The organism is Enterococcus sp. 3C7_DIV0644 (genome assembly GCF_002141235.1).
GTDB lineage: Bacteria > Bacillota > Bacilli > Lactobacillales > Enterococcaceae > Enterococcus_D > Enterococcus_D entomosocium.
The window spans coordinates 2,317,253-2,338,042 of the sequence record NZ_NGLK01000001.1 but is presented as its reverse complement, the minus strand read 5'-3'; the positions used below and the strand labels follow the sequence as shown (position 1 = coordinate 2,338,042).

Genomic DNA, 20,790 nt, shown 5'->3' with positions numbered 1-20,790 from the left:
TACTTGCTCCTTTTTCGTTATTTTTGCCCGTAATAGGCATTTTCTCCATGTTTGCGTAAATAATGTTTGTCTAAGACCCGCTGCGGCAATTCGGGTGCGTAACTGTTGAGCTGGCGCGTGATAAAATTCATCTTAGCGACTTCTTCTAAGACCACTGCGTTCATCACCGCCGCATCCGCCGTTTTGCCCCAGGTAAACGGTCCATGACCGTGAAGCAAGACACCAGGAATTTCTTCTGGCGTGATGCCGCGTTCCTTAAAGGTTTCGACGATCACCTGTCCTGTTTGTGCTTCATAGCCTTCATCGATCTCGGCTTGCGTCAAAAAACGGGCACAGGGGACTGCTCCATAAAACGTATCGGCATGGGTCGTGCCCATCGCTGGCAGATCGAGTCCTGCCTGAGCCCAGCTCGTCGCCCAAGTAGAATGGGTATGGACGATCCCACCAATTTCTGGAAATGCTTTGTATAAAACGGCATGCGTCGGCGTATCGGAGGAAGGATTTTTTGCTCCTTCCACTACGTTGCCCTCAAAATCACAAACCACCATATCACTGGCTTGCATGGTTTCATAGTCAACACCGCTAGGTTTGATGACAAACAACTGCTGTTGGCGATCCACTGCTGACACATTGCCCCAGGTGTATTTGATCAATCCTTGCTTCGGCAATGCCAAATTGGCTTGAAAGACTTCTTCTTTTAATCCTTCTAACACAAAATTCCCTTCTTTCTTTTTAAATCAATGCATCGATTGCCGCTTGCTCGATCGGCAACCCTGCTTGGTATCGTTGGGTAAAGACGGTGAATCCCTGAATGTCCGCTTCCGTTGGGGCTAACGTCACGCCGTGGTCATTTTTAAACACTTGATCTGCTAAGAATGCGGCCAAGGATTGTTCTGGCGTGTGACGGCGAAGGTATGCTGCTAAAAGGGCGATCCCCCAGGCGCCGCCTTCACCAGCCGTTTCCATGACCGTGACTGGGGCTTCCATGACAGCTGCCAAGACACGTTGGGCAACTTCTGGCGTCTTGAAGATCCCACCGTGACCAACGATTCGATCAATGGCGACGTCTTCGGCTTCCAGAATCTTCATCCCGATCTTCATCGCACCAAAGGCACTAAACAGATGTAAGCGCATGAAATTTGCTAAAGTAAAAGAACTCTCTGGCGATCGGACGAAAAGCGGCCGTCCTTCAGGGATCTTGGTGATATTTTCACCAGAATAATAGCCATAAGAGAGCAGCCCACCACAGTCTGAATCCCCTTTCAATGCTTCGTTGAACAAGGTCGCAAACAATTCTTCCGTGGAGAGTTTCATTCCAGCTGCGTCGGCAAATTCGCGGAAAAGTTTGACCCAGGCATTGATCTCCGAGGTACAGTTATTCGTATGGACCATCCCCACCAAATCACCAGAAGGCGTCGTGACCAAATCGATCTCTGGATACACTTGCGTTAAGGGTTCTTCTAAAACGATCATGGCAAAAGCCGACGTCCCGGCTGAAACATTCCCGCTTCGCTGTGCCACACTATTCGTGGCAACCATGCCAGTGCCCGCATCGCCTTCTGGCGGACATAACGGGATGCCGGCTTGCAAGGTACCGGTTGGGTCGAGTTTTTTTGCGCCTTCTGCCGTCAATGTACCGGCTGGTTCGCCTGCTGTCAACACTTGTGGCAAAATGTCTTTGATCTGCCAAGGATACCCCAGACTGCTGATTTGTGCATCAAATTGCTGCAGCATATTCGCATCATAGTTTTTTGTCGTACTGTCGATTGGGAACATCCCTGATGCATCGCCGATTCCGATAACTTTTTCCCCTGTCAGCTGCCAATGGACATAGCCGGCTAAGGTAGTGAAAAAAGCAACCTCTGGGACGTGGGCTTCTTGATTCAAAATCGCTTGATACAAATGCGCGATACTCCAACGCTGCGGGATGTTGTATTGGAACAATGCCGTCAAGGCTTTTTCTGCTTCTTCCGTGATCGCATTGCGCCATGTCCGAAAAGGGACCAACAGCGTGCCTTGCTGATCAAAAGCCATATAGCCGTGCATCATTGCAGAAAAACCGATACTGCCGATCGTCGTCAAAGGTACCTCAAATTGCTGCTGGATATTGTGCGCCAACTCTTGGTAGCTGGCTTGCAGTCCTTGCCAAATCGCTTCTAGCGAGTAGGTCCAAATCCCTTGCTCCAATTGATTTTCCCATTCAAAACTGCCGGAAGCGATCGTCTGAAACTGTTCATCGATCAAGACGGCTTTGATCCGTGTCGAGCCTAGCTCGATCCCAAGAGACGTGCGCCCGTCAATAATTGCTTGCCTTACTTGTTGCGTCATCTTCTTACTCTCCTTTTTGGTTATTGACTGAACCGCGAACGATCAGCTCTGGTTCAAAATAAAAGCGTTGTGCTTCTGTTGCCTTCCCTGTAGTGATCCATTGTGCAGCCAATTCCCCCATCGCTTCTTTCGGGTGAGTCAGTGTGGTGATCGTCGGTGTGGACAAGGTGCTAAGGGGCGAGTCATCGTTTCCTACGATCGAAAAATCAGTAGGAACGTTCCTCCCAGCAGCCGTCAATGCTTGAATCAAACGATGCGCGATCTCATCGTTGTAACAAACGATGCCTGTGACTTGATTATCGGCAGCCGTCAAGCGCTGGATCGCTTGTTCAATAACGGCTTCTTTCGTCTCCGTCGTATACGTCAAGACGTCTTCTGCTGCAAACGTCCGCTTGGCTTGGGTCAACGCTTTGACAAACCCTTTCATCCGATATTTCCCTTGTAAGTCATCGATTTTCGTGATCATCATCAACTGCTGATGCTGTTGTTCTAATAGATAATTGGTTGCTAAAAACCCAGAACGTGTATCGTTGACACAAATATGCGGCAAGTCTAGTTCTTCGTAATAGGCATTGATCATGACGAGAGGAATCCCAGCTTCTTGGAGTGCGACATAATAGGCAAGATTCGGGTTGTATTGGCTGCTCTTAGTTGGTTCAACGATCAACCCGTCTACCCCTTGATCCATCATTTGCTGCAAGCACGCTCTTTCTTGCTCATGGTCATTGTTGGTTGAGCCTAAAAGCAGTGAGTAGCCTTGCTCCCGCAATGTCTGCTCCACGCCACGCATGATCGATGGGAAAATATAATCAGACAAATAGGTCATGATGATCCCAATCGTTTTGCGGTTTTTATGATTGACAGTCTCAGGTTTTGAAACGTAGGTGCCTGAGCCCCGTTCTTTTCTTAAATAGCCTTCATTGACCAAAACAGCGATCGCTTGGCGCACCGTGTGGCGGCTATAATGAAATTCTTCCTGTAAGGTTGCTTCTGAAGGGATCGCATCGCCTTCTTGATAGGTGCCTAAGCGGATCTTTTCTCTTAAGATATCCGCTAGTTGTTCGTACTTATTTGCCATTTTTACCCCATCTTTCAAAAGTTGTCCGTACATCTAAGATACCAAGAAACCGCTTCCTTGTCAATTGCTGCTAGGGATTTTTTTCTAAAAAACCATAACGAAAAGAAGGAAAACGACAAAATACCCTTATTTTCATCAGAATAAAACGAATAAAAACGCTATTTGTTGTATAATTGAATAAAATATTACTTATTACGTTTAAGGAGGTAAGTATTTTGACGAGAACACCTAATGAAACCTACGAGGAACCCATTATTCTGTATTCAAAAAAATATCGAGAGAATCGCAGACATGATGCCAGCTGTCGTTGGTTCATTACGAAAAAAGGCGTCTGGATAAACAACACCCATCCAAAAATCCCGGATGAAAAGATTCCCATGGCAAAAATTGCCGATGTGGAATTACATATAGGCAAAGGTCTCTTAGTGGACTACCTCCGACTGCAGGTACCAGGTAATTCTCATCTGCTTTATTTCACCAATCGAATCGATGCCCAAAAAGCCTATGAATTTTTAACGGATCATTTGGCAGCACTTGGCGGACAATCAGCCAAAAGTTACGTGGATGAAGAGGCTGGTAAAATCAAATTACTGTCTTATCATTATCGTGAGGCTTGGGCCATCACAGAAGATACGCTCACGATCATCGACTACAAAAAGAAAGAAAAGCAGGTTTTGCAGATTCCCCAGATCACCAGTGTCAGTTTGAAAGAAGTTGCCGAATCTGGTCTTTGGAAAGGCAATGGCTTCTTGGAACTGTATATTGGCGGCGGGGCAATCAGAGAAACCCATTCTCGCAGAAGGACGGAACCAAACCACTCCCTTTGCTTTGCCGAAAAAGACCTGCTGATTGCTCGGATCATACAGCGCTATCTCACTAACTTCCCCCGTGAGCATGCAATACTGCCCCCGCGACCAACTGTAACTCCGACGGAACAGGTCATTGCTGATCTTCGCGAACTGAAAATGTTGGTCGATGAAGGAATTTTGACTGAAGAAGAATTTGCCTTAAAGAAAAAACAACTGTTAGGATTATAGAAGTCATCGCTTCGGGAAAAAAGCAATCCTCCTGCCATGCAAAGGCAGAGATTTCGGTGAAGGGCTGTGCTTTTTTCTGGGAAAATTTTGAACGGTTTTTTTAGAACATGCTATACTAAATGAAGAATACGTAGAGTATCTCAAAGGAGGTCTTTCTCATTTTTTCTTTTAATGACATCAAAGCGCGTTTCCCCCAGGCAACGCTGCATGACAAAGTATCCACAACGAAGGACATCGAATCCATCGCTTTCGGCAAAAAATATATTTGGCTGCCAACTGACCAATTAAGTGACAGTGAAAAACTGCTGATCCAACTGGGAAACGGCTCTTTGCAACCAGAAATCGATAACCGAAACCATCCATGGTATCCGATTTTATTTGAACATCAGCCCGTTCAAGACCAAACGTGGGTCCGAATGCTGCAAGTTCATTTCACCCGAACCATTGACTCCTTGCAATCCGAATGGCTCGCAGAGATCCAGCAAATGCTCCCTAGCGTGGTGGATCTTTTTTTCCTCACCGAAGACCATGCGGTGATCGTAGAAAAACAAGACGACACTAATTTACCCATCGAAGATCTCGACGGCTTATTCGTGGCTTTGGATATGGATTTCGACTGCTATTCCCAGCTGTTCGTTGGCCCCTTCCATCACCCACGCCACGACTTCACTACCTTATGGACGAGTGAATCTACCCTGTTTAAAAATGAGTTAAAAACGAAAACTACCAGTAAAAGTATGGATCTGCCCAAAGTGGTCTTCGCTCTTTTTCGCAATGGCTTTTCCGAGTATATTTCCTTGTTTCGTACCTTGTATCTAGATTGGTTTGAAGAAGAGACCGAAACGATCATTCAATCACTGTGGCGCAATCAAGGCAATGCGAGTTCCACAGCCAAAGAACTGTTTATGCATCGGAATTCTCTCCTATATAAGATCGATAAGTTTCAAACACTGACACGTTTAAATTTAAAAAATATGGATGATCTGCTGCTTTGCTATTTACTGATCGACCAATTCACCCATCAGAGCAATTAAACAACCTGCACAAGAAAACGTTTTTTTCTTGTGCAGGTTTCCGTTGCGCATTCGAAGCGTTTTCATTTATGCTATTCATGTAAACTAAATGGAAAGAGGTAATCCCAATGGTAGAAATGGCCTTAAAAAATATCCACAAAAAATATGACAATAATGATGCGTATTCGGTAACTGATTTTAATTTAGATATCGCGGATCGCGAATTTATCGTTTTCGTTGGACCTTCTGGTTGCGGAAAATCAACAACCCTTCGAATGATCGCTGGTTTAGAAGATATTTCTGAAGGCGAATTGAGCATCGGTGGAAAAGTAATGAACGATGTAGCACCAAAAGACCGCGACATCGCGATGGTTTTCCAGAACTACGCATTGTATCCCCATATGACTGTTTTCAACAACATGGCATTTGGTTTGAAATTGCGTAAATACGACAAAGAAGAAATCAAAAAACGCGTAGAAAATGCCGCTGAGATCTTAGGTTTGACAGAATACTTAGATCGTAAACCTGCTGCCCTTTCAGGTGGTCAGCGTCAACGGGTTGCCTTAGGCCGTGCCATCGTTCGTGATGCCAAAGTCTTCTTGATGGATGAGCCGTTGTCAAACTTAGATGCGAAATTGCGGGTTGCCATGCGTGCGGAAATCGCAAAATTACACCAACGTTTAGAAACAACGACGATCTATGTAACCCATGACCAAACAGAAGCGATGACCATGGCTGACCGGATCGTTATCATGAAAGATGGTTTCATTCAACAAATCGGTTCACCAAAAGAAGTCTACAACACACCGAAAAACATTTTCGTTGCCGGCTTTATCGGTTCACCAGCAATGAACTTCTTCAATGTTACGTTGAATAACGGTATGATCTCTGATGGTCAAAGTTTGAATTTACGTATTCCTGAAGGCAAGAATAAGATTCTTGTTGAAAAAGGCTACGAAGGCAAACAATTAGTCTTTGGTATTCGTCCAGAAGATATCCACAGTGAACAAATCGCATTGGAAGCTTCTCCTGAAGCAACTGTACGTGCTGAAGTGGTCGTATCTGAACTATTAGGTGCAGAAACAATGCTTTATACACGTGTAGGTGCGACTGAATTTATCTCGAAAGTTGATGCCCGCGACTTCCACCGTCCAGGTGAAACAGTTGATTTAGCTTTCAACATCAACAAAGCGCATTTCTTCGACAAAGATTCAGAAAATGTCATCACACTTCCTTAATTTGTAGTTACCATGCACTGTTCTCGGATTTGCCCCCTAGGCAGTCGCATTTAACTAATATCCACTTTTATTCCTTATTTGTATCCCTCAAAAACAGACAGTCAGCCGACTGTCTGTTTTTGGGTTACTTTATTCTTCCTGAGGCACATAGCGCGCGACCATGGTTTGAATGATCGGTGTTTGCCGAACTTGAGTAAAAACGATTTTGACAGCAGACACGCCGACCGCTTCAAAGCTGATGATTTTTTGATAGCCGATCGTCACTATTTCGGTCAGTAACTTTTGTCCTTCTACAGTTTGCAGAAAAATTTTTGCTTTTTCTACCCGTTGCCCATATTGAATCGCTTCCTTCAATACAAGTGAATTGATGACGACCGGTTCTGCAAAATGTAGGGTCAGCCATGGCCGTTTGTCTTCCAAGTCCGGTTTCCAATACTGGCCAAACGCTTGAGATAGTTGGAGCTTATCCATTCTGCTGGACACACTGGTTGAAGAGCTCGCAAACGTGCCGGTCCTTTCAGCCGTCACCTCTTTCAATTGTTTAATCGAGTGACCTAATTGCTGCAATGCCTTTTGATCCGTTGGATGGATCATACCATCCGGCATCGGCGGCACATTAAGTAGAAAAGAACTATTGCCCCCAACGATCTGCTTGTAAAAAGACCAGAGCTCAGCGCCGCTTTTTACTTGTTGGTCTTCTGATGGATGATAAAACCAGCCGGGGCGAATCGATAAGTTGACCTCAGCAGGGTACCAAGCCAATTCGGCAGCTTCTTTAATGCCGTACTTTTTCAGCGCTTGTCGGCTTCCTAAATCCATTTCCATACTGGAAATCGATTGCCGAATCGCTGTGCTATCGGCTTTTTGCGAATGACTCGCTGTTTTTTCAGCATCCTTTAATGCTGCTGGCACCACACTCCATTCTTGAAGTCTGGTTTGCCCCGCTTCGTTTCCTACCCAACGGACATCCGGTCCGCAAACCGCAATCACTGCATTGGGTTGCAGCTCTCGAATCACTTGATAATACCGTTCCCAATCATAGTTTTGGCGTTTCCCATTAGGCCCTTCACCATTGGCCCCATCTAACCATATTTCGAATATATCACCATAATTGGTTAGAAGTTCTGTCAACTGCGCCGTATAAAAATCATCATAAGCTTGCCCCATTCCATAACAAGCTTCATGCTGATCCCATGGCGATAAATAAATGCCGAATTTCAGTTCTGCTTGACGGCAAGCATCAGAAAGTTCTTTCACTAAATCACCTTGACCATTGCGCCAGGGCGTTGAAGCGACTGTGAAAGCAGTGTGCTGGCTTGGCCATAAGCAAAAGCCGTCATGGTGTTTGCAGGTCAAAATGATTCCCTGCATCCCGCTTTGCTTCATTGTGGAAACCCATTGATGACAGTCTAGCTTTTGTGGGTAAAATACCGTTGGCGACTCATTGCCGAGCCCCCATTCACGATTGGTCATCGTATTGAGGCCAAAGTGGATAAAGCCATAAAATTCCAACTGCTGCCACTGTAGTTGTCGTTTACTGGGGCGAATCTGGGTAAGTTCTGCTGGTTCGATAATCTGTTCCTCCATTCTATGAGTTGTTTGCTGCTTTAAGGAAACAAATACAAGATCGATTCTTGACTGTTTCCTCATTGGAAAAGATCCGCCGCCTTTACTGTACTTTCGCCACCTGTCCACTCACTGGCAAACAAAGCTTAAGAACTGACCGAAGCAGCATTCAATCGACGGTTCTTCCCTATCAGGTGATCAAACTACTTCACAATAAAAAGAGTAGTACTTGCTTGGGAGCTTCGCAAGGTACTACTCTAAACAACATATTCAAACGCTAAAAGACACATCTTTTTACGCGAGCCTAGCGATCGTTTTGTAAGAGGGTCAGGCTGTCTGCAAGGACAGCTTCGCCATCTAACAGCTCATAATCTGTTTCTTTGATTAATTTATATGGCACCGCTTTGACCATGAGAAAGTCTTTTAATCGATTGACTTCGTACTTCGACTGCGGACCGATCAACAAAGCATCGACTGTTTGCTGCTGCAGGATCTGTTCAGCAATGATGGCTGGTGCCGAATAGATATGCACAGCTAGCCCTTTTTCATCTGCGGCCCGCTGCATGTTTTTCACTAAGAGACCCGTAGTGATGCCGGCGGTACAAATCAATAAAATCGTCTTTTGTGCTTGGTCCTCCATAAACAGGCCCTCCTACGAAATTTTCTTTTTCTTATTGTAGATATCCAACACGACAGCCAGCAGCAAAATCAACCCTTTGATGGCTTGCTGCCAATCGACACCGACCCCTAAGATCGACATCCCATTGTTTAAGACACCCATCACGAGACCACCAACGATCGCCCCCATCACAGTACCAATACCGCCTGAGGTAGAAGCACCGCCGAAATACACTGCGGCCATTGCATCTAATTCCATTGACGTTCCCGCTTGCGGTGTAGCTGCATTCAACCGAGCCGCTAAAACCAAGCCCGCCAAAGCTGCCATCATCCCCATGTTCACGAAGACCCAGAAGGTGATTTTCTTCGTCTTGATTCCCGAAAGTTCGGCTGCTTTTTTGTTGCCGCCGGTTGCATAGATTTGCCGACCAGCGACGGTTTTGTTAGTCAAAAAGCCATAGGCAGCCACGATCACCCCTAAGACGATCAAAATGATCGGATACCCTTGATAAGAGGCAAAGATGTAGGTAGCACCGAGAAATACAACCGCAGTAAAGACGGCTTTAAAGGCAAAGGCTGCCATTGATTCCACTTCAAAAAGATTTTTTTTGCGGCGCTCACGGGTCCGCCATTGGCCTAAAATCAGGATGCCTGTGATCACTACACCTAAAATCATGGAAAGTAAATGGATCTGACCGCCTGCAATATCTGGCAAATACCCAGTAGAAATTTGTTGGAATGCCTTGGGAAACGGTGCCAATGATTGACCGCCTAAGACGACTTGGGTCAATCCTCGAAACATTAGTAAACCAGACAAGGTCACGATAAATGCTGGGATACCGACATATGCGACCCAGAAGCCTTGCCAGGCACCGATCACTGCCCCCATCAGTAAGCAAAGAGGCACTGCCAGCCAAGGACTGATGCCGTTATTGACCATCAAGACGCCTGCAATCGCACCGACAAACGCCATCACGGACCCTACGGATAGATCGACATGTCCTAACAAGACGACCAAAAGCATACCGGCTGCTAAAACGAGAATATGACTGTTTTGCAACACGAGGTTGGTGATATTCAGCGGCCGCCAGAAAATTCCGTCGGTCATGAGCTGAAAGGCCACCAATAATACTGCTAAGATAATGATCATACTGTATTTGCTAAAGATTTCCAGTGCCTTTTCTTTCAGCGAATGGCTGCGTTCTTTTTTTAATTTATTGGTTGTTTCCATCTCAAACCCCACTCTCTTCTAGTGTCATTAGATTCATCAATCGTTCTTGGTCGGCCTCTTCCCGTAACACTTCGCCCGTGAAGCGGCCTTCGTTCATCGTGTAGATCCGGTCGCACATGCCTAATAGTTCTGGTAACTCCGAGGAGATGATACAGATGGCTTTGCCAGCTGCTGCCATCTCTTCGATGATCGTATAGATTTCGTACTTCGCCCCGACATCGATCCCGCGGGTCGGTTCATCTAAAAATAAGATATCTGGTGTGGTCATCAGCCACTTTGCCAAAACGACTTTTTGCTGATTCCCACCACTCAAACTGCCAACGTTTTGATAGATTGAATTGGTTTTCGTCCGCATTTTTTTGCGGAATTCTTCTGCCATCGTGACTTCTTTTTCTTTATCGATGACCCCTTGGCGGCTGATTTTGGCAAGACTAGCGATGGTGGTGTTCTCGCGAATATCCATCAGCAGATTCAAGCCCAGCGCTTTTCTGTCTTCCGACACATAGGCTAACCCATTTTTGATGGCGGTTGGCACGTCTTTGACAGAAATCGGTTGGCCGTCTTTATAGACTTCCCCCGAAATCGAACTGCCGTAGGAATGACCGAAGACACTCATGGCAAACTCAGTCCGGCCAGCACCCATCAAACCGGCGATGCCGATGATCTCTCCTTTGCGGATCATCAAGTTCAAATTTTCATTCACCACACGGGTATGGTCGATTGGATGATGGACCGTCCAATTTTTGACTTCAAAAAACGGTTCACCAATAGTGGGTTTCCGCTCTGGGTAGCGATTGGTCAAATCTCGCCCAACCATGCCCCGAATGATACGCTCTTCAGAGATTTCGGCCCCGCTCAGCGTCTCGATCGTTTGCCCGTCTCGTAAAATCGTGATGCGATCCGCCACATTGACGATTTCATTCAGCTTGTGGGAGATGATGATCGAAGTGATCCCTTGGTTGCGAAACTCTTTGATCAGCTCTAACAGATTGGCACTTTCTTCTTCATTCAACGCTGCGGTTGGTTCATCTAAAATCAACAATCGGACGGATTTTGAAAATGCTTTGGCAATTTCCACCAGCTGTTGATGCCCGACACCGATTTGTGAAACCAGCGTATTCGGGTCTAATTTTAAGCCAACGATCTTTAAGAGATTGTCCGTTTTCTTTTCGGTCAGATCCCAATCAATAATGCCGTGCTTGGCTTGTTCATTTCCTAAAAAAATATTTTCTTTGATCGACAGGTAAGGACTTAAGGCTAACTCTTGATGAATAATAACGATTCCTTTGTCCTCGCTGTCCCGCAAATCTTTGAACTTGCATAACTCCCCTTCATAATAGATCTCTCCATCATAACTGCCGTAAGGATAGAGTCCGCTTAAGACATTCATCAGCGTGGACTTGCCAGCGCCATTTTCTCCACACAGTGCGTGGATCTCTCCTCGCTCGATCGAGAGGTTGACGTTATCAAGGGCGCGAACCCCTGAAAACTCTTTGACGATGCCTTTCATCATCAAAATATTATCTGCCATGTTCTTTCACCCTTTTCCTTTTTATGTAAAAGTGATGCGCTCCCTTTGTAAGAAAAGCGGAAAGAACGAATACTGGGGATGATTCGTTCTTCCCTGCTGCTTGAGGGGAAACTAGCATCTTTTCTCGCTGGATCTGCACTCCTTGCTTAAATGCCCAGCTCTTCTTCTGTATAGTAATCGGTATCGATCAATTCTTCTTTGTAGTTGTCGCTATCCACAGAAACAGGATTTGACAAGTAGGTTGGTACGACTTTGACGCCATTATCATAGGTTTCAGTATCGTTGACCGGCACTTCCTCGCCATTGGTGATGGCTTCGATCATTTCGATCGTGTTTTTCGCTAACACCCGTGTATCTTTAAAAATCGTTTGGGTTTGTTCGCCCGCGATGATTGATTTCACTCCTGCCACCGTCGCATCTTGACCGGTGATCACAGGCAGTGGTTTATCAGAGGAACCATAGCCCACACCTTTAAGCGATGAGATGATTCCTAGGCTGATTGGATCATAAGGTGAAAGAACAGCATCCAATGTTTGATCCGTATAGTTGGCACTCAACAAATTGTCCATCCGAGCTTGCGCGGTTGAACCATCCCAACGCAAGGTAGCGATTTGGTTGAAGTTGGTTTGACCGGAAGGAACGACTAGCTGTCCGCTGTCAAAGTATTGTTGGAAAACCGAAAGGACCCCATTATAATTGATCAGTGCATTGTTATCATCTGGAGAACCGCCGAATAATTCAATGTTAAATGGTCCTTCACCATCTTTGAGGCCTAATTTGTCTTCAATATAAGACGCTTGCAGCACGCCGACCCCAAAATTATCAAAGGTGGCATAATAATCGACGTATTCCGAGTTCATCAGTAAACGGTCATAGGCGATGACTGTGATGTCTTCGTTATGGGCTTTTTCCAACACGTCCGTCAGTGCCGAACCATCGATCGAGGCGATCACTAAGGTATCAACGCCTTTGGTGATCATGTTCTCAATTTGTGCCACTTGGTTTTCTACTTTGTCTTCTCCATATTGCAGGTCAGTTTTATAGCCAAGCTTCTCTAATTCCTCTACCATATTGTCGCCATCTGCGATCCATCGTTCTGCCGATTTGGTCGGCATCGCGATCCCAACAAATCCTTTGTCTCCATCACCGTTTGCCCCGCTGTCTGATCCATTCCCACAAGCTGCTAACAATCCGCCAACCAATAAGGTGGATGCTAGGACGACCAATTTACCAAAAGTACCTTTCATTGTGATCCCTCCATGTCTTTTTCTTACATATTCAGTATAGCTAGTTAAGGAATCGCTTACATTTAGATTTTTTCGAGGTTTCTTGGATTTCTTGAGAAAAAACGGCCCAGTTACCCCCTTTTCTCTTCGGAATCTTGGATTTTTTAAGATTCCCTTGGTTTTTATTTGATTTGATATTTTGTGTAAAGCGCTTCCGTATTTTTTAGTAGAATAGACTATAGAGGTGAAAAAAATGAGGAATATAAAAATTGGGTTGTTCGTCTGTTTGTTTCTAGCTTGCTTGTCTGGTTGCCAAGCAAACAAAGAAACAACCACTGAAACATCGGAAGAAAGTATCGTGATCGGTTTTTCCCAGTCGGGAACGGAAAGCAGCTGGCGTAAACGCCATACGGAATCGATCCGCACTGAATTAGAGAAGGAAGGCTATGAAGTCCTTTATCGTAACGGTTATATGAATCAAGAGCGACAGATCCAAGATATCCGCAATTTTATCGTGTATCAAGTCGATGCCATCGTCTTTACCCCCATTCAGGAAAACAATTGGGAACCGATTTTGGAAGAAGCGGCCCAAGCTGGGATTCCCGTTTTCGTGGTAGATCGACATGTCAATGTCAGCGATCCCTCTTTATTTTTGACCCATATCGGGCCAAGCTTCAAAGCCGAGGGCAATCGTGCAGGTCTCTACGTTAGTAATTATTATAAAGAGCATGAGAACGAAACAGTCAATGTTTTAGAATTGACGGGACTGGATGCTACGTCCCCGACGTATTTGCGCTCAGAAGGGTTCCGAGAAACCATCAAGCGTGATTATGCCCATAACAATGTGACGATCCAAGTCGTAGACGAATTAAACGGCGATTTCATCCACCGTAAAGGCAAAGAAGTCATCGAACAATACATCGAAGCAGGCAAAATGGAACAGATTGATGTCTTGTTCAGCCACAATGATGAGATGACGCTGGGTGCCCTAGAAGCCTTAGAAAAAACCGATATTGAGCCGGGGAAGGATTTAGTGATCGTATCGATCGATGCTCAAAAAGAAATGATCGATAAATTGAAGCAAGGAGTGGTCAATTGTGTCGTTGAGTGCAACCCAGATGCCGGGGTGTTCGTCAAAAATGCCATCTCTCGCTACTTGGCTCGCGGCGCCGATGCCATTCCTCGTGAAATCTATGTCCATGAAACAGTTTTTTCCAGTGACATGGATTTCGATCAGATTCCACCGAGAAATTATTGAGGAGATGAAGATGAAAACAAAAAGTATCAAGGGCATCTTTCAACAGACGAATAAACTGATGATCCTCGTCGCCTTTATTCCCCTCGTACTAAGCAGTGTGTTTTACTCGCGGCAGATTTTCATTTACCAAAATACCATCAACAATATTGAAGAAGCCAATCAACTATCGGAAAAAGTCGATGCCATTGTCTTGGAGGAGATGTGGGACTTAGTCTTTGGCCAAAAAACCGTCGCACAAGTCCAAGAAACCAATGTAATTGAGGAATTGAGGAGCGACCTGCAACACATCCAAGAAAATACCAGCACTGCGAAAGAGCTCAATATTTTAGCGGTCGCCTTTCGGACGCTCGATTCTTTAGAAACCTATCAGCAACAGTTGATCGACAATATTCTCAAGGATGAGCCGGTGGAAAAAAACCAATACGTCATGATCCAAGTGGATTCGGTGATCGATTTGCTATCCGATATTTTGCAGCAATTCGTCGGGGTAGAGATCAGCTTAGCCAGCCAAACCAATCACGAACTAGTCCAATCGGTATTGTTACTGATCCTTTTTCAAGTCGTGTTGCTTTTGATCATCTTTGCGATCATCAATAAAAACCGGCGCTTTGTTCGGGACAATCTGCAAGACCCATTGGATCGGTTATTAGATCTTTCCAACGAACTATCCCAAGGACATTTGAGCTACCGAGCAGAACTGCCAGAAACCCCAGAACTGCGGACCTTGACGAGTAGCTTGAATCGAATGGCAGATGACTTGACCCGGCTCTTGGAAGAAAATGCCTTGAAGCAGTATCACTTAGCCCAAAGTGAGGTGCGGGTCTTACAAGCCCAGATTACCCCACATTTCATCTATAATAGTTTAGATGCGATCGTTTCTTTGATTGAAGCTGCCCGTTACGAGCAAGCAACGGAAATGACCTATGCGTTATCGGATTTTTTCCGTATCTCCTTAAGCAAAGGGCAAGACTGGATTCCTTTGGAAAAAGAATTGCGGCATGTGGGCGATTACTTGAAGATTTTGCAGATTCGCTATGGTAGGATGCTGTCTTACACCATCGAAGATCAAACCGTCAGTTCAGAACTGCAGGTTTTGAAAATGGTCCTGCAGCCCCTAGTTGAAAACGCCGTTTATCATGGCACCAAGTTTGTCCGTCGCGTCGGCATGATTCGAATTACAGTGTCAGAATTGCCTCACCAGATTCAAATGACCATCAGTGACAACGGCATTGGGATCGACCCTGACCGTTTGCAGGAGATTCGTCGTAACCTTAAAGAAACCACTGATCCCGCCTCTGAGAGCGGCTATGGCCTATATAACGTCTATCGCCGTCTCCAGCTGAACTACGGCAGCGAAGCGCAACTGACGATCCACAGTCAATACCAAGAAGGCACCACGATTAACGTCACAGTACCAAAAAGGGAGGAACCCAACCATGTACAAAGTGTTCATAGTTGAAGATGAACATCTGATTCGCGATAGTTTACGCCACCAAATCATGACTCTCGCCAAACAATACCCGATCGTTTATAGCGATGAAGCCGCCGATGGCGAATTGGCGCTAGCTTCGATCCTTGATCTGCGTCCGGATATTATTATCAGCGATATCAAAATGCCGTTTATGGATGGCTTGGTCTTTGCGAAAGAAGCCAAAAAATTATTGCCGCAAGTTCGCATTATTTTTGTTAGCGGCTTTGATGATTTTGACTATGCAAAAACGGCACTGCAGCTGCAAGCAGACGATTACTTACTCAAGCCCATCAAAAACGAAGAATTAGAACAAGCCATCAAAACCGTCGTTCAACACTTAGATGAACAACAAACCACCCATCAGCAATTATCCAAAGAAGACGATTTATTCGAAATGGAAATCAAAAAAAATCACTTTCTGAATCATCTTTTTAAACAAAAGATCACGATCTCAGAAGCTTTTTTGCAAGCAGAAGAACTGGGACGGCGCTTTTCAGGCAAACAGTTTTGTGTGCTGTTAGCAAAAACCCCCTTCAATCAAAGTTTTTCTGACTACACTCGCTTTAGCCAGCAGCTGACCAAAGCCTATGAGCAAGATGATGCCGTCTTGTTCTCCAGTGTGTCTAGCCGCTTCATCAAGTTTTTACTTTTTGACCATGACCGCGAACAAGTTTTAGAAAAAGCCTATCAGATCGCTCAAAGCCTCGTTCATGGTTCTGGGGAAGAAGTGGCAGTGGCGATCGGACCTATAGCAGATCGTTTCTCGGGCATCCCTCTTTCTTATCAGAAAGCTCGTGACATGCTAAAAACCTATGGCAGCATCCGCAAGGAAAAAATCATCAGCTATGAAGATGACATTCGAGAAGGGGAACTGTCCCCCACCAATCCTTTCAAAACCGATCTTGCTTCAAGACTGGCAAATGCTGGGAAACAGACGATCCCTGAGCTGACCGATGAATTGATGGCGCCTCAAGGGACCGTTGAGCGAACGCAAATGTACCGTTTGTTCGTCTTGGTCGAATTGCTGGCATTATTGAAGAAAAAAGACAGTCATTCGCTGCCCCAGATCGTTCAGCACGCCCATGACTTAGACTATCTAGCGGCATTGACCCATGAGCCAGAGAACTATCAAACGACTCTGGCAGAACTGTTGCCGCTATTGACCAAACAACCCATCAATCCTGCAATGGCGAAGTATCAAAGCGTCATCAATCAAGCCAAAGCCTTTATCAGTGATCACTTTTCTGATCCCAATATTTCCTTAAATGTAGTTGCTGAAAAAGTTCATTTGAGTCCGGCGCACTTCAGCACCATCTTCTCGCAAGCCACTGATTCTACGTTTATCGAATACTTGACCGAGCAACGATTGACCTTAGCTAAGGAACTGCTGTTAACGACAAATCTACGGCTATCTGAGATCGCCTTTGATGTTGGCTATAATGACCCAAATTATTTTTCCTTTTTGTTCAAGAAGAAAGAAAGTATCTCACCGAAAGAATACCGTCAAAAAAATGCCTAGTTGAATGAATGGATACAAAAAAAGAGTGAGAGACAGCAAAATCGTCCTCACTCTTTTTTATTTTCTACCTCATTCAGTTATTTCTTCTCCATAGCAGCTTTTAAAGCAGCTGCTAATGGGCTTTCTTGCGGTTCTTCTTGATTGATTTTGTTCATCAAGCGGCGTTCTTCGTGTTTCGACAGCTTTTTGCTGCGTTCCTTTTTATCCGCCATTTTTTCGGTGGTCCCATCGAATTTACAGCGGAAATAGGCGCCGTTTTTGCCTTCAATGATCTCCATCTTTCGGTGGCATTGCGGGCAGCGTCGGTTTGAAACTTTCGGGTCTTTCCGACGACGGTACTTGCAGGTCCCACTGGAGCAAACATAGATCTTGCCATCACGGGTATTTTTCTCCCGCAAGGGTTCGCCGCATTCGGGACACCGTTTTTGGGTCAATGAGAAATCTTGGTACTTGCTTTCGCTTTGCTTGATTTCTTTGACCAGTTGTTTTGTGTCTGCTTCGATTTGTGCGAGGAAGGTTTGGGCAGAATAGGTGCCTTTCGCAATGGCTTCCAGTTCCTTCTCCCATTTTTCCGTCAATTCTGGTGTCACCAAGGATGGATTGACTAAGACTAACAGCTGCTTGCCTTTTGGCGATACTTGCAAGCCGCTTGGGGTCCGCTCCATCAGCTCAGATTTGATCAGCTTTTCAATGATCTCCGCACGGGTTGCCGGCGTACCAAGACTGTGTTTTTCCATTTTGCCTAAAAGAGTTCCTTCATTCAACGGTTTTGGTGGTGTAGTCAACTCTTTTTGGATGGTGAACTCAGGCTTGACGGTACTGCCTTTTTGCCAAGCCACATCACTGGTTTCTTCTTCAGAAGTCGTTTTCCACCCCGCTTCTAACACGGTATTGCGGTTGAATACAAAGGTTTCTGAACCAAAGGTCACGGTCACTTTCTGCTGCTGCTTTTTATGGGGTTTCGCAAAGAGCATTAAGAAACGACTAACGATCATTTGATAGATCCGTTGTTCATCGGTAGTTAATTTTTCATAACGTGCCCGCTGTTCCGTTGGCAATAAGGCATGGTGATCGGTAACTTTTTTATCATTGAAGACAGCTTGCTGCACTACTTGTCCGCCATTTTTCAAGTATCCTTTGACTTCTGGGGCAAAATCCGCAACTGCCTGCAGGCGTTCCTTCATGGTTGCCTTCATATCATTAGTCAAATACTTGGAATCCGTCCTTGGGTAAGTGACGATTTTATGGGTTTCATACAAGCTTTGAACAAGCGACAAGGTCTTCTTGGCTGAAAATCCATAACGCTGATTGGCTTCTCGTTGGATCTCGGTCAAATCATAAGGCAATGGCGCACTTTCTGTTTTGACCTTTTCTTCGATCGCTGTCACGCGACCATTTTGTTGACTCATTTGCTTGACCAATGCTTCGGCGTCGCTGCGTTCTTTTAGTTGATAGGGATTTTTTTGCTGCAGGCGGGCCTTGGCATCGCCTACGTTTAGGGTAATCACATGATAGGTTTGCGGACGGAAACTCTCGATCTGCATTTCCTGACTGCGCACCAAAGCTAAGGTAGGGGTTTGGACCCGACCCGCACTAAGATTGTCTTGATATTTGACCGTCAATGCCCGGGTGACATTCAACCCTACCAGCCAGTCGGCTTTTGCCCGCGCAAGGGCGGAGTAGTAAAGATTGTCGTAGTGCTTGGCTGACTGCAATTTTGCAAAGCCTTCTTTGATGGCTTTAGGGGTTTGCGAAGAAATCCACAAACGTTTGACTGGTTTGTCAAAACGAACCCACTCCAAAATCCAGCGAGCGACTAGCTCCCCTTCTCTTCCCGCATCGGTAGCGATCACGACTTCCCCGACATCTTTTCTTTGAGCCAGTTGTTTGATGGCTTTTAGTTGATGACCGGTTTTTGGTAACGGCTTGATCCCGATGGACTTAGGGATCATCGGTAACGTTTCCATCTGCCATGATGCCCACTCTTTGTTTAAATCTTCAGGCATTTTCAAGCCCAATAAATGACCAAGGGCCCAAGTAACAATCGCCTTGGGTCCTTCGTAATAATTTTTATGTTTTTGCTCACAGCCCAAAACTTTGCTGAGGTCTTTGGCAACGCTTGGCTTTTCCGCTAGAATTAGTTGTTTCATAAAAATCTTTCCTGCTTTCATCGACGACTTGCTGATATTCTTTAAGCAATGCCAGTCCAATATATTGTTGGAGGTAATCGTCGCATTCTTCGCACCAGCGTTCGTCTTCTTCATTCCAAAAAGCCGTCATAAAGTTTGATTTTGCATTTATGTACGAATACTCTTCTCTGATTTCTTGCCATTTTTGTTCATAAAATGACTGCGCCTCGCTGAAAGTTGCAAATGTGAACGCCTCTTGAATATCTGACTGCCATCCCTCAAAAAACCACCACGGTTCATTGTCCCCATACATGACTACTACTTGATACATTCCATTGCTCCTTTCACGATTCCTTCCCCATATTAGTCACTTTTACTTAAACTTGCAAGGAATAAGTTTCAGCATTTAAACATTGCTTTAAAAATTCATTAAACCCTCGTTTTTTTTGTACGATTTATCGGTTGTTTAAGATTACATCATTTCTATGCCCCTATAGTCTAGCACAGATGTTTCCTGTTGTGAATATAACATCAAAAGATTAAAAAAATATCAAACAAGATTTATTTTAACCTCGTAAAAAAAATTTGTCTGCGATGGATATGCTACAATAATGACAACCATGAAATTGCCAGGAGGTGCCCTATGTATCTCGAACAAATCACTTTTCCCGATCAAGAGACCGAGTTTGATTTTTTCCTTTCCATCAAACGAACCGTTTATGATTCTTACTACCCTTTTCAGATTCTCAGTGCCCGCCTTTTTCAGCAGATCGATTTTGAACCGGTCACGATCTTATATGGCGGCAATGGTTCTGGCAAAACCACCGCATTGAACGTGATTGCCGAAAAGATCCACGCGCAGCGCTTTGCTGCGTATAATCGCTCGAATTTTTTCGAGGACTACTTAGCCTACTGTACTACTGGCAGCATCGACGAACCGCAAGAAAAAGTACTTTTGACCAGCGATGATGTCTTTGATTACATGCTGGCTATTCGAAACTTGAATCAAGGGATCGATCATCGCCGAGAAGAAGTATTCCAAGAATACTACCAAGCAAAGTATGCAGACTTTCGTTTCACGGGTTTTGACGATTACCATGAATTGAAGAAAATCAATCTTGCACGATCCAACACACAGTCCAAATTCACCCGCAAGCACTTGATCGACAATGTCCGAGAATATTCCAATGGTGAAAGTGCCTTTCGCTTCTTTCAAGAAAAGATTCGTCCCAACAGCCTTTACTTATTAGATGAACCAGAAAATTCTCTTTCTGCTGAGCGTCAGCTGGAACTGGTGCAGTTACTGGAAGATTTTGTCCGCTATGAACAGTGTCAATTCATTATTGCTACCCATAGTCCTTTCGTTTTATCTTTAAAGGAAGCCAAAATCTATGATTTGGATCAAACACCTGTCGATGTTCGGAAGTGGACGCAGTTAGCTAATGTCCAGCAGTATTACCGCTTTTTTCAAGCACATCAAGCCGAATTTGATGATCGATCATGACCAAAGCAAACCATTTTCCGTCAAAGATTTCTTTTGGCATTTT

Annotated in this window: 17 protein-coding genes; 7 read left to right on the top strand and 10 right to left on the bottom strand. The window is 45.0% G+C overall.

Annotated features, from left to right (window positions below; all coding sequences use genetic code 11):
* Positions 1 to 17: 17 nt before the first annotated feature.
* The 3 genes from A5877_RS11100 to A5877_RS11090 are packed head-to-tail and all read right to left on the bottom strand — an operon-like array spanning position 18 to position 3,406.
* Positions 18 to 713 (bottom strand): L-ribulose-5-phosphate 4-epimerase, encoded by a 696-nt coding sequence (locus A5877_RS11100; RefSeq protein WP_008376133.1) that lies wholly within the window; start codon positions 711 to 713, stop codon positions 18 to 20.
* Between the two features lie 19 nt (positions 714 to 732).
* Positions 733 to 2,328 (bottom strand): xylulokinase, encoded by a 1,596-nt coding sequence (locus A5877_RS11095; RefSeq protein ID WP_086316830.1) that lies wholly within the window; start codon positions 2,326 to 2,328, stop codon positions 733 to 735.
* Positions 2,329 to 2,332: 4 nt separating this feature from the next.
* Entirely contained in the window at positions 2,333 to 3,406 is a 1,074-nt protein-coding gene (locus A5877_RS11090) for a GntR family transcriptional regulator (RefSeq protein WP_176273451.1), read from the bottom strand.
* Positions 3,407 to 3,621: 215 nt separating this feature from the next.
* On the opposite strand from A5877_RS11090, the gene A5877_RS11085 reads away from it, so the two are divergent.
* The 3 genes from A5877_RS11085 to A5877_RS11075 all read left to right on the top strand — a co-directional run bounded on the left by A5877_RS11085 (position 3,622) and on the right by A5877_RS11075 (position 6,694).
* Positions 3,622 to 4,443: an SHOCT domain-containing protein gene (locus tag A5877_RS11085; protein ID WP_254907473.1), complete on the top strand. Its 822-nt coding sequence runs from the start codon at positions 3,622 to 3,624 to the stop codon at positions 4,441 to 4,443.
* Positions 4,444 to 4,772: 329 nt separating this feature from the next.
* Entirely contained in the window at positions 4,773 to 5,477 is a 705-nt protein-coding gene (locus A5877_RS11080; RefSeq protein ID WP_223272959.1) for a helix-turn-helix domain-containing protein, read from the top strand.
* 107 nt (positions 5,478 to 5,584) lie between these two features.
* Positions 5,585 to 6,694: an ABC transporter ATP-binding protein gene (locus tag A5877_RS11075; RefSeq protein WP_008376142.1), complete on the top strand. Its 1,110-nt coding sequence runs from the start codon at positions 5,585 to 5,587 to the stop codon at positions 6,692 to 6,694.
* Between the two features lie 129 nt (positions 6,695 to 6,823).
* Here the strand turns inward: A5877_RS11075 and A5877_RS11070 are convergent, their stop codons facing one another.
* The 5 genes from A5877_RS11070 to chvE form a co-directional block, all read right to left on the bottom strand.
* The gene (locus A5877_RS11070) at positions 6,824 to 8,344 is read right to left on the bottom strand and encodes an alpha-L-fucosidase (RefSeq protein ID WP_086316828.1); all 1,521 of its coding nucleotides are present in this window, start codon (positions 8,342 to 8,344) and stop codon (positions 6,824 to 6,826) included.
* A gap of 220 nt (positions 8,345 to 8,564) precedes the next feature.
* Complete coding sequence (locus A5877_RS11065; protein ID WP_086299035.1) at positions 8,565 to 8,900, bottom strand: PTS sugar transporter subunit IIB; 336 nt, start codon at positions 8,898 to 8,900, stop codon at positions 8,565 to 8,567.
* Positions 8,901 to 8,912: 12 nt separating this feature from the next.
* Positions 8,913 to 10,109: a multiple monosaccharide ABC transporter permease gene (gene mmsB, locus A5877_RS11060; RefSeq protein ID WP_005227258.1), complete on the bottom strand. Its 1,197-nt coding sequence runs from the start codon at positions 10,107 to 10,109 to the stop codon at positions 8,913 to 8,915.
* A 1-nt stretch (position 10,110) separates the two neighbouring features.
* Positions 10,111 to 11,640: a multiple monosaccharide ABC transporter ATP-binding protein gene (mmsA, locus tag A5877_RS11055; protein WP_061053686.1), complete on the bottom strand. Its 1,530-nt coding sequence runs from the start codon at positions 11,638 to 11,640 to the stop codon at positions 10,111 to 10,113.
* 146 nt (positions 11,641 to 11,786) lie between these two features.
* The gene (gene chvE / locus A5877_RS11050; RefSeq protein WP_005231478.1) at positions 11,787 to 12,887 is read right to left on the bottom strand and encodes a multiple monosaccharide ABC transporter substrate-binding protein; all 1,101 of its coding nucleotides are present in this window, start codon (positions 12,885 to 12,887) and stop codon (positions 11,787 to 11,789) included.
* A 232-nt stretch (positions 12,888 to 13,119) separates the two neighbouring features.
* On the opposite strand from chvE, the gene A5877_RS11045 reads away from it, so the two are divergent.
* The 3 genes from A5877_RS11045 to A5877_RS11035 are packed head-to-tail and all read left to right on the top strand — an operon-like array spanning position 13,120 to position 17,114.
* Positions 13,120 to 14,124 carry an ABC transporter substrate-binding protein gene (locus A5877_RS11045; protein WP_086316827.1) on the top strand — a complete coding sequence of 335 codons (1,005 nt, stop codon included), beginning with the start codon at positions 13,120 to 13,122 and terminating at the stop codon, positions 14,122 to 14,124.
* Positions 14,125 to 14,134: 10 nt separating this feature from the next.
* Positions 14,135 to 15,583, top strand: coding sequence for a sensor histidine kinase (locus tag A5877_RS11040; protein WP_042890172.1), 1,449 nt, complete (start codon positions 14,135 to 14,137; stop codon positions 15,581 to 15,583).
* The gene (locus tag A5877_RS11035; RefSeq protein WP_016611421.1) at positions 15,561 to 17,114 is read left to right on the top strand and encodes a response regulator; all 1,554 of its coding nucleotides are present in this window, start codon (positions 15,561 to 15,563) and stop codon (positions 17,112 to 17,114) included. Before A5877_RS11040 ends, A5877_RS11035 begins: the two co-directional genes overlap by 23 nt.
* A 77-nt stretch (positions 17,115 to 17,191) precedes the next feature.
* On the opposite strand, the gene A5877_RS11030 is transcribed toward A5877_RS11035, so the two are convergent.
* Both A5877_RS11030 and A5877_RS11025 read right to left on the bottom strand, forming a co-directional pair.
* The gene (locus tag A5877_RS11030) at positions 17,192 to 19,264 is read right to left on the bottom strand and encodes a DNA topoisomerase III (RefSeq protein ID WP_034872068.1); all 2,073 of its coding nucleotides are present in this window, start codon (positions 19,262 to 19,264) and stop codon (positions 17,192 to 17,194) included.
* Positions 19,197 to 19,574, bottom strand: a complete 378-nt coding sequence (locus tag A5877_RS11025; RefSeq protein WP_005227251.1) for a DUF1033 family protein — start codon at positions 19,572 to 19,574, stop codon at positions 19,197 to 19,199. Before A5877_RS11025 ends, A5877_RS11030 begins: the two co-directional genes overlap by 68 nt.
* A 312-nt stretch (positions 19,575 to 19,886) precedes the next feature.
* On the opposite strand from A5877_RS11025, the gene A5877_RS11020 reads away from it, so the two are divergent.
* The gene (locus A5877_RS11020) at positions 19,887 to 20,747 is read left to right on the top strand and encodes an AAA family ATPase (protein ID WP_016611423.1); all 861 of its coding nucleotides are present in this window, start codon (positions 19,887 to 19,889) and stop codon (positions 20,745 to 20,747) included.
* Positions 20,748 to 20,790: the final 43 nt, after the last annotated feature.